At 60.6% G+C, this 8,496-nt stretch carries 11 protein-coding genes and 1 pseudogene; 3 read left to right on the forward strand and 9 right to left on the reverse strand.

Annotation, left to right across the window (positions count from 1 at the left end):
- Window positions 1–314: 314 nt before the first annotated feature.
- Entirely contained in the window at window positions 315–671 is a 357-nt protein-coding gene (locus RN01_RS30980; RefSeq protein ID WP_039016830.1) for a hypothetical protein, read from the reverse strand.
- Window positions 672–989: 318 nt separating this feature from the next.
- On the opposite strand from RN01_RS30980, the gene RN01_RS30985 reads away from it, so the two are divergent.
- Window positions 990–1,412 carry a hypothetical protein gene (locus RN01_RS30985; protein WP_039016831.1) on the forward strand — a complete coding sequence of 141 codons (423 nt, stop codon included), beginning with the start codon at window positions 990–992 and terminating at the stop codon, window positions 1,410–1,412.
- A gap of 395 nt (window positions 1,413–1,807) precedes the next feature.
- On the opposite strand, the gene RN01_RS30990 is transcribed toward RN01_RS30985, so the two are convergent.
- Window positions 1,808–2,167: a hypothetical protein gene (locus RN01_RS30990; protein WP_156149796.1), complete on the reverse strand. Its 360-nt coding sequence runs from the start codon at window positions 2,165–2,167 to the stop codon at window positions 1,808–1,810.
- A 68-nt stretch (window positions 2,168–2,235) separates the two neighbouring features.
- Between RN01_RS30990 and RN01_RS30995 the strand changes: the two genes are divergently transcribed.
- Window positions 2,236–2,496, forward strand: a complete 261-nt coding sequence (locus tag RN01_RS30995) for an ATP synthase I (protein WP_039016838.1) — start codon at window positions 2,236–2,238, stop codon at window positions 2,494–2,496.
- Between the two features lie 1,128 nt (window positions 2,497–3,624).
- On the opposite strand, the gene RN01_RS31005 is transcribed toward RN01_RS30995, so the two are convergent.
- The 3 genes and pseudogenes from RN01_RS31005 to RN01_RS34810 form a co-directional block, all read right to left on the reverse strand.
- Window positions 3,625–4,488 carry a hypothetical protein gene (locus RN01_RS31005; RefSeq protein ID WP_039016834.1) on the reverse strand — a complete coding sequence of 288 codons (864 nt, stop codon included), beginning with the start codon at window positions 4,486–4,488 and terminating at the stop codon, window positions 3,625–3,627.
- Between the two features lie 113 nt (window positions 4,489–4,601).
- On the reverse strand, window positions 4,602–4,955 hold the full coding sequence (locus RN01_RS31010; RefSeq protein WP_039016835.1) for a hypothetical protein: 354 nt from the start codon (window positions 4,953–4,955) through the stop codon (window positions 4,602–4,604).
- Window positions 4,956–5,278: 323 nt separating this feature from the next.
- Window positions 5,279–5,418 (reverse strand): annotated as a pseudogene (locus RN01_RS34810) (IS3 family transposase); the annotation flags it as partial.
- Between the two features lie 229 nt (window positions 5,419–5,647).
- Between RN01_RS34810 and RN01_RS34815 the strand changes: the two are divergent.
- Window positions 5,648–6,031 carry an SOS response-associated peptidase family protein gene (locus tag RN01_RS34815; protein ID WP_369799911.1) on the forward strand — a complete coding sequence of 128 codons (384 nt, stop codon included), beginning with the start codon at window positions 5,648–5,650 and terminating at the stop codon, window positions 6,029–6,031.
- Here the strand turns inward: RN01_RS34815 and RN01_RS31020 are convergent.
- The 4 genes from RN01_RS31020 to RN01_RS31035 form a co-directional block, all read right to left on the reverse strand.
- Entirely contained in the window at window positions 6,018–6,539 is a 522-nt protein-coding gene (locus RN01_RS31020; RefSeq protein WP_039016836.1) for a DUF2514 family protein, read from the reverse strand. The genes RN01_RS34815 and RN01_RS31020 overlap by 14 nt on opposite strands.
- Window positions 6,536–7,030: a hypothetical protein gene (locus tag RN01_RS31025; protein WP_029307787.1), complete on the reverse strand. Its 495-nt coding sequence runs from the start codon at window positions 7,028–7,030 to the stop codon at window positions 6,536–6,538. Before RN01_RS31025 ends, RN01_RS31020 begins: the two co-directional genes overlap by 4 nt.
- Window positions 7,027–7,425 carry a hypothetical protein gene (locus RN01_RS31030; protein WP_029307786.1) on the reverse strand — a complete coding sequence of 133 codons (399 nt, stop codon included), beginning with the start codon at window positions 7,423–7,425 and terminating at the stop codon, window positions 7,027–7,029. The genes RN01_RS31025 and RN01_RS31030 overlap by 4 nt, the downstream gene beginning before the upstream one ends.
- An 83-nt stretch (window positions 7,426–7,508) precedes the next feature.
- Window positions 7,509–8,312 (reverse strand): DUF1983 domain-containing protein, encoded by an 804-nt coding sequence (locus RN01_RS31035; RefSeq protein ID WP_231582329.1) that lies wholly within the window; start codon window positions 8,310–8,312, stop codon window positions 7,509–7,511.
- Window positions 8,313–8,496 lie beyond the last annotated feature (184 nt).

Genomic DNA, 8,496 nt, shown 5'->3' on the forward strand with positions numbered 1-8,496 from the left:
ATGGTCCCGCCGACAGGAATCATAAAATATGCTGTAACCGTTTATTTTGGCGGAACAGAGAATTATGAATAACTGTGATGCCCCAAACAGTGCCCCAAAAATTTAACCCTGCAATCCTTCGCGGGGAGACCTTCCCAACGGAAAGGGGGCGGCGCACACCAGAATACCAATTCGGTACGCTCAGCACGGAATTTGTCCAGCCGTCGCCAGGCTCAACTGCCATTACTTATATGCCCTCAAGGGGGCGCATATATGCTGTAGTCGGCGTCAAGCGCATCCGAGAAGCGCGAAAATTCCACGCGCAGCCGGAGCGATCAATGCATGCACTTTTCCCGGAACGTATCAAGCAGGTCATCACGCGCCCGGTCTCGCTGCAACCCAGGCACGACCCGACCCTGGCTGGTCTGGATGGTCGGGCCCGTGGCTTGGTAACTTCGATGCGGTGTGGCGTTGAATTCCGCCAACAGTTCCTGACATTCCGGGGAGAAAGCATCACCGCTAATCGGCTCGTCAGTCGCGCGGCGATATGGGTTGTGACCTTCCAGCACTGCATCGTGGATCGCATCCACTGCCGCAGCATTGCTGTCCTGGCGCTGGGCGCGTGCCACGCCGCACATGCCGAGGGTGGCCACAAAGATAATGCTCGAAACGACGGTGTGGTAGGCACTCATGCAGATCTCCAGTTCGTTTGTCACAACCGCTTGCCATCGGGAAATGCCTGCTAGTGCTGCGGGCGAATCAGTCAGCCTGCAATATGCTCCCAATCCCAAGCTTCATGGAGAGACCTTTCTCCAGCCTGAGTTGGGATGGAGAAATATAACTTTCTAGGCACATAACCACCTCTCTCGCTAGAAGCGATCTCTAGCATAGGCAATTGTGGTGTCAACGACCCCATCCCGCAGCTAGCAGGCGTCCGGACTACGGCGTTTCGAGAAGTGCGTGTACCATGACACCTACGCTCCGGGGAGCATATGCACTTGATTGCATAGATGGAAGCCAGCAGAACAACCACAGCAACCTTGGAGCCGGCCGCGGAAGAGCCGGCTCTGCTTGAGCTTGCTCGCATATTTGCCGTAAGGAGCCCTAAGATTCCCGGCATCGCTCCGCCTTACGTCGCATCCTCTCTAGTTACAAACGGCCAGCGCTACTACTACGTAGCTGGCAAAGACTGCGAAGGCAGCGAGCCACGCCTTTTCGAGGTGTTTCTGGTTAATCCGACAGGTAAGTTGGATGCAGTTCCAGCATGTCTTTACCCTGGAGCCGTCCTCGAGCTATTTCCCACAGACCTTCAGATACTGGCCGCGCCGGACCCCTGGGGAAGCAAAGTCCCGGACCTGACGATCTCGCAGATCGCGGACGGGCTACAGGCGATGTATCGCGACGAGCAACGGAACGGCGAGCACGAGCAATAGTCCATTCGCACAATGGCCAAGCCCATGCCTAGGGCTGCCTCATTTAGCGCAGTTGAGTTATCGTGCCGCAGGGTTGCGACGCCCGTACTGGCTATGGGCAGTCATCCCTGTCGGCCCGCTACCCATTCCAGCCCTCGACCTCCCCAGGACGAGGGCTCTTCTTTTTTGGCAGGCCGCGTTTGGCCTTCGGCACGCCGTGCCCTTGAGGAGCCAGTGCCGATGCCATTGCGAAAACTCCAATCCACAAACTGATCCGTGGGGAAACGAACCTAGCGCACCCGATTGGGTGATGTGAGGCGGATCGTGGCCTGCAATCCTGACATGGCCGAGAGATCGGCAATCCGTATCCCATTGAGCCACGTCCGCCTTCGGCCGTGGCTTTTTTATGTGCGTCGTCAGGGGATCACAGGCCCGCCTGCAAGACCGACCGGTGACACGGGCAGCATAGGCGCTTCCGTTCCGAAACAGAGCTCGGGCACATCTTCCGTAGACAGGATTCCTTCCGCAATCAACCTACGGATTTCGTTTATCCCAGGTTCTAGCTCCGCTTGGATGCCCCTTTGCCGCCTCGCCATTAAGAGGGCATTGATGGTGCTTGCCTTGGATCGAAGGATCAGCCCAAAGGGGAGAAGCATCTCTATCACTTCTGACGGGACACCGGCACCGAGAGACTCGACAATCTTCTTTCGCTCTTCGTTCATGCCAACGATCATCGGCGGTGCATGCACTGGCATCAACCCTGCAATTTGCTCCATGTCAACAGCCCGTCCAAGTTGGGTTGCGGTGCGTGTACCATGAGGCGCGCCCCACTGGAGAAAGTCCCATGTGCGTGAACTATGCCCCCGCCCAGCGCCAGGTGTTGCGCGATGTCTTCGGTGTCGAGCCTCCCGCCGGCGAGTGGAAGGCAGAGGCCTGGCCCGACTACCCTGCCCCGATCATCCGGGCCGCGCAAGATGGCTCGCGCGAAGCGGTGCTGGGCTCGTTCAGCATGGTGCCCAAGACAAAGATCCCGCCCGGCGTGCGCTACTACCCCACGACCAACGCCCGGATGGAAACGATAGGGAAGCTGGGCAGCTTTGCCTGATCCCAGCCTACCGGTGAGGTGCTCGGGCATGGACACCCAAAATCTGTAGTACTGGTACGGCATTGGCCTGGAAGAACGCTGCCCATAGTGCCATCGTTCTTCCAGGTAAAAAATCATGATGGCGTCCATACATCAAGATCCGCTGCGACGAGCATCGGACCGAGATCGGCCAGGAGCGGCCTTTCGGTACACTGTTGCATCACGCCACGACAAGCCGACACCATGCCGCTTTCCGACAACGCATTCGGGCACCTTGAACTTGATCACATATATGCGTTTGTCGAATCGGAAGCATCTGCGCGGCAGTTGCTTGCGAGGCACCATCTACAGGCCCTCTGGCCCGCTATGGTCCATCAGGGGCAAGGCACAGCCTCCATCGCAGTCGGCTACGCAGATGGGTATATTGAGTTGGTATGGGTAACCGACTCCGACTTGCTTCGCTCGGCGGAGCAACAGCATCGTGCCAATCTGACAGCGAGAGCTCATTGGCGATCGACCAATGCCGTGCCGTTCGGGATAGGGCTTCGAGCCAAAAATGGGCAGATCGAGCTTCCGGACAGCCTATGGCGGCCCTACTCGCCAACCTGGCTGCGTGGTGGCAGGCCCATTCAAATGCTCGGCGCGGTCCAATGCGAGATTTGGCGACCGTCGGTCTTCGTTGTGCCTGAGGTTATCGCATATCCGACACTGCTGAATGGCATCCCTGAGGAGCTCAGCAAAAGTCTGCACAAGCGATCCTTAAACGGTGCAAAACTATCCGCACCGGGGATGCGAATCGAAGCGCTTGTGGACCTAGGCGCGGCAGCCGGGATCTCCCTGTCTCGAAGCTCGCTTTCGCCGTCGCTATATATCCCCGACGCGTTGGAACTCATACTGCCCCAATGACCGCCCAGGGTCGATCAGTGACTGCCGGGCATGACGGCGGCCAGCCGGCTGGCCGAGTCCGGCCAGAAGCGGTCGGTTGACATTCGGCCCCACAAATTCATGACTGCCCTGAGCATTGCGTTGAATAGCGCTGCCGCCTTTCTCCAAACGCAAGACCATGCGAGGCGCGCCCTGCGCTTCTGAGAGGAGGGGGCTTTCGAGCCCCCTTCTTTTTTTTGTGTCATCGCGCTCTGTCAGTCGACGTTAAGAGCCCGTGCCGAACGTTGGCAATGGTCGGCCCGTCCCATCGCCATCGCCGCCCTCGTCCACTTGTGGTAGAGGGACGCCTGCCGCCAGAGCACGACCGATGCGTGCGGCGATCTTATCGCTATCGTTTCGGCCGGTACCGTCACTGTCACCACCGTCGTCGTGCGGTCCGACTATACCGCCTAAAGCCATTGCTTCTGCGACCAGAGAACCGACCCTATCTCTGTTGTTCTGGCCACTCCCGTCGCCATCCCCGCGGTCGTCATGTGACGGAATTACACCGCCCGCAGCGAAGCCCCGCGCAATCATGGCGGCAATCTGATCGTCGCGACTCGCACCAACATCATCCCCGCCATCGCCACTCTCGTTCTCTTCCTCGCCGCCTTCACCGTCGTCCTCACCATCACCTCCATCGTCCTCACCATCACCTCCGTCCTCCCCGTCATCCCCTTGGTCCCCCCCGTCGGCGTTGCCATCGCTGCCGCTGTCGGTACCGGCGTCCATGGGATCGGGCTCGCTAGGAAGGTCATCCACTGACGGCGTCGGCGTCGTAAGCCAGCCCCAGATTATGCCGCCGAGCTCTTCCGCGTCAGCTGCGCCAGCCTCCTTGATGACCGCCATAACGACGCCCTCGGCGAGTGCCTCCGGTATGGCGGCTACGGCGCTGACCAACTCATTTCCCAGCCAATCGTCTTGAATTGGTTGGTCGTAGTTGGCGTCGGTTGGATCGCCAACCACCGTGACTTCGGGCAGGGTGATTACGCCGTCTGCTCCTACCGTTGAACCCTGGGATGAGTTAGGTTCATTCCTTTTCTCAGACTGCATTGGGTCATCAGTCTGGAGCTTCCTCTCGTTTCCCATGATTGCGCCTCCCCACGGGCTTATCCGTCGATTACGTCGTCGAGAGCAGAGATGGAGCATCGACAGCCGGTCGCCTACCCTCCCCGATCTTGCGCACCCGTCCAGCTGATGTCTTACTCTGGACGAAGTCCGGCGTTCTCGTATGCCTTCTCTGTGATCTGACCTGCGATCTTACTCAGCTCATTGCGAAGATTGTCGGAGCGTACGGCAAGATTGGCTGTGGCAACGAGGCTCATGGCGAGCTCCAAGGCTGCGCTGTTGGGTCCCGGCATTGGCTTGGGGGCAACTTTTGTGAAACCCGCCACGCCAGAGTACTCATCTACGATGAACGAGATGGTCTGGTTAGCGCGCGCCACAATTTGGCGCCCTAGTTCTTCATTGACGTGAGCGGCCAGTTCTTTTGACAGGGCTGCCCGCGTAATTCTTGCAACTGCATTGATCAGTCTTGAAGAGGTTGTTGAGGCCATTTCTTTCTCCCTGAAATACTGTGAAATCAGCGGCGACAGCTTGTCTCTGGAAAACTCAGCGAGGCGCCGGCGGAACCCGGTTCAACCATCCATTCCACCGTTTGTGCGGCGCACGCTCAGTATAGGAAAGATCTAGGGGGAGGGCAGCGATGGGGCGAATCGAAGAATTCTCCCTCCTCCAAGGGTAGAGCTCGCTAGGGAGCGGTCGGGATTCGAAAAATGAATCCGCCACGTCTCCGCCAAGTAGCTGATTTCCTGTCTGGTAGCCCAGCGCACTGTGCGGCCGGAACTGGTTGTAATCTCGACGTCATGCAGCGATGAGGATAGCCAAATCGGCGTCGTGCTCACCGGCAAGCTCGATAAGCTTGGCCTGCGACCGGTCGTTGTCGGGCTGCGCCTTGGGCTCGTAGCGCAGGACCGTGCGTGACAACCCCACCAACTCACAGGCCCGACGCTCGGAAATCCGGGCGCCAGGCGTGGGCTCTGTCCATCGTCGTCTTGACCACCTGAAACTCGTCCTCAACGATCGCGAGTTCCCGGGGTTGTCGCAGCCCCGGAAACTATGAAGGCGCGCAAACGGAGATAGCATCGGAACGTCCGCTTCCTGGAGACGCGATGGGCAGCTTTGGGTCGATAGCTGCCTGTCGGACCGTCGGGATTACGCCACCGATGTCCATAGTGTGATCGCGCAGGTGTGCGCGTCCATACCCGTCATCTTGCCGTTACCGGCCACAGGCTTCTACGAGCCGAACTGGGAGACGGGCAAGGCCGTACGATGGAGGATTGGCCTGCCGGACGGGGAACCGTTTGCGATCGCTGGATTGTGGCGCACGTGGCCAGATGGCGCGGTGTCGTTCACCATGCCCACACTCAACGCTGACAGCCACCTCCTGATGCAGCGATTCCACAAGCCTGGAGATGAGAAGCGCGGCGTTGTGATTCTGCCGCGCGAAGAATGGAACGACTGGCTGACATGCCGCGACCCTGAGGTGGCGCGGACATTCCTGCGCCTGCTTCCGTCCGTTGCGATGGTTGCAGAGGCGGCTCCTGTGCCGTCACGCACTAAGGCGTCGTAGAAATTAAGGCGTCGTAGTCCCGCTCGCACTTTTGCCCAGCGACTCGGGCTGCGTCAGCGTATTGCGCCAGGTCTCCCGCTCGCTGGTCAGCGCGTCCAAGCACGTCGGCGAGCAGTAGGATGGGATCGCCGGCTGACGCGCCAGCGGCGACAGAGGCGGGATCGCGGGGACTGCGGGCAGCGTTGGTGATGGCTGTAATACGGGCGAGCAACTCGCGACGAGCAGCGTCAGCAGCGCGAGCACTAGCCTGTGCTTCATGAAGTTGGCGGATAGCATCATTGGTGGATTTCACTTGTTCGGCCACGCGCCGCTGCTCCTCAATGCGGGCATCGTCGACGGCCTTGGTTTGGACACGAGCTTGTTTACGCTGCTCAGTGGCATGTTCGGCCTTCAGCTCGGCGATCTGCTCGCCGAGCCGCCAGCCATTACCCAGCCAACCCGCAGCGAACAAAGCTGCCGCCGCTGCGCCGATCAGGATCGAACGCCACGGCAGTCGTGGCAGGGTCATGACTGGACCTCCGCCACCGCGCGGGCATGATTGGCAGGCCAGTTCTTCGGGTGCGGCTTACCGGGCCGCCAGGTGCGGGCATAGAGATCCCATGCCGCCTGCTGCTCGGTCACTGACGGAAGTGCAAAGGGGTCTGTGAAAAGCAGCAGACGCGCCACGCCGGCCGCGAGCACGTCATCCACCTCGATCGCACGATGAATGGCCTCCGGTTGAAAGGCGACACGCCGCGCGAGGCAAAGGCGCTCCAGGTGCGGCCGACTGGCGACATGCAAGAACACCCCCCACACCCCGCCGCGCGACTGAGGCGTGCCCAGCTCGAACTGCCAGAAGCCTCGCGCGGGACCATTGCCGGCCTGGCGCCGCGCCGCGAATGCCGACTCCTGCAGCCCGATGGCCAGCAGCATGACGCGCGCCTTTACCGTATCCATCGCGGGCGGCAGCAGCCGCAATGCCGGCTCGATCGCCAGGCAGATGATTTCGGATAGCGTCATAGCGTTACCTCCTGCCTGACCTCGCGCACGATGTCTGCGAGATCCTTGTCGCGGCGCCGCTCGATGAAATTGAACAGCCAGCGCACCACCGCCCAGCCCGGCAGGCCGCAGGCGAACACGAGCCCGAACAGCGCCACCAGCCCGATATAGTTCTGCGTCCACGACTGCAGCTCATAGTGCTGCACCACCGCTGCACCGCCCGCCACGCTCGACACCACCGTACTGATCAGCGCCACTGCCCACTCGCCGCGCGTACGCGGGCGCATCAGCAGCATGACCACGATGGCCGCCAGCCCACTCCCACCAGCCGCGACTGCTGCCGGCCCTCCCGCCGCCTTGAAGGCAGCCGCCCCCGCGACGCCTAGCGCGGCCCCTCCGCTAATTGGTTCTGACATTCACCCCCTCCATAAATGAGAAAGGCCCGCACAGGGCGGGCCAATAAAAAACCGCCCGAAGGCGGCAGTTTCCGAACTAAGCCTCATCGCTTGATGCCAAGTCCGGTCAGCACGGCACCATTCCAATCGACCTGCCCACCGGTACCAGATGGCCCCACCACCAGCTGATACGTAGCCGCAGCTTGGGACGTGTCGAAGTAGGCAAGCGTCGGGGTCACGACCGATGGACCCGCCTGAGAGCCAAAGTAGTAATCCGACACCGGCACACCATTGCGCACAAGGTAGGCCCGCGCTGTACCGGCTGCCCGGAGTACAACCGATGCCTGCACAAGCACCGTTGGGATACCGGCGGGCATCGCGATCGTGCAGATCGTCGTATCGCTTACGGAAGTGCTGCCGCTTCCACTGACGGAGCCGCGCGGGACCGTCACGGCCTCCCCCGCAATCTTCAGCGTGCTGATGGAGGCGTCAACGATGTGGGCGCTCTGGATTGCCGCCAGGCGGATCTGGGCCGAGTCGATCGCAGCGCTGTCGATCTTTGCATTCGTGACGCTGCCGTCTTGGATCTTGGCCGTTGTAATCGCAGCATTGTCAATCTGCGCATTGGTAATGGCCGCATTGGCTATCATCGCGCTGGTGATCCATCCCACCCCGATAAATGCCTGGCTAATGAACGTCTGACCGTTCTGCACCACGAACGGTGACGTCACGGCACCATTAGCCACGTTTAGTAGCGCGAAACGGTCAGCCTGAAACAGGATCTGTGATTGCACGGCGCCGGCTTCGTTGTCGATGCCGATGGCCATGCCTGCACCGTAGTACTTGCCATCCTGCGTGACCCCTACCTTGATGTTCCACGCTGCGGAGATCTTCCCGTTCAGCGCCACGACTGCTGACGCCGTTTGCTGCACCACCGCTGCGTTTTTGCCCGATTTGCGCCTGCAGCGTGGTTTGCTGCCTGGCCAGCGCCATATCGGCCTCCGCGCGTGCCGCCTGCTCGGACCAGACACCCGCCATAATCAGCGTCGAGCCTGCATTCGTCCCGGTATCCCCAGCCATCGGCGGGGGGCC

This window comes from Cupriavidus sp. SHE (genome assembly GCF_000812445.1).
In the GTDB taxonomy this organism is placed as follows: Bacteria; Pseudomonadota; Gammaproteobacteria; order Burkholderiales; family Burkholderiaceae; genus Cupriavidus; species Cupriavidus metallidurans.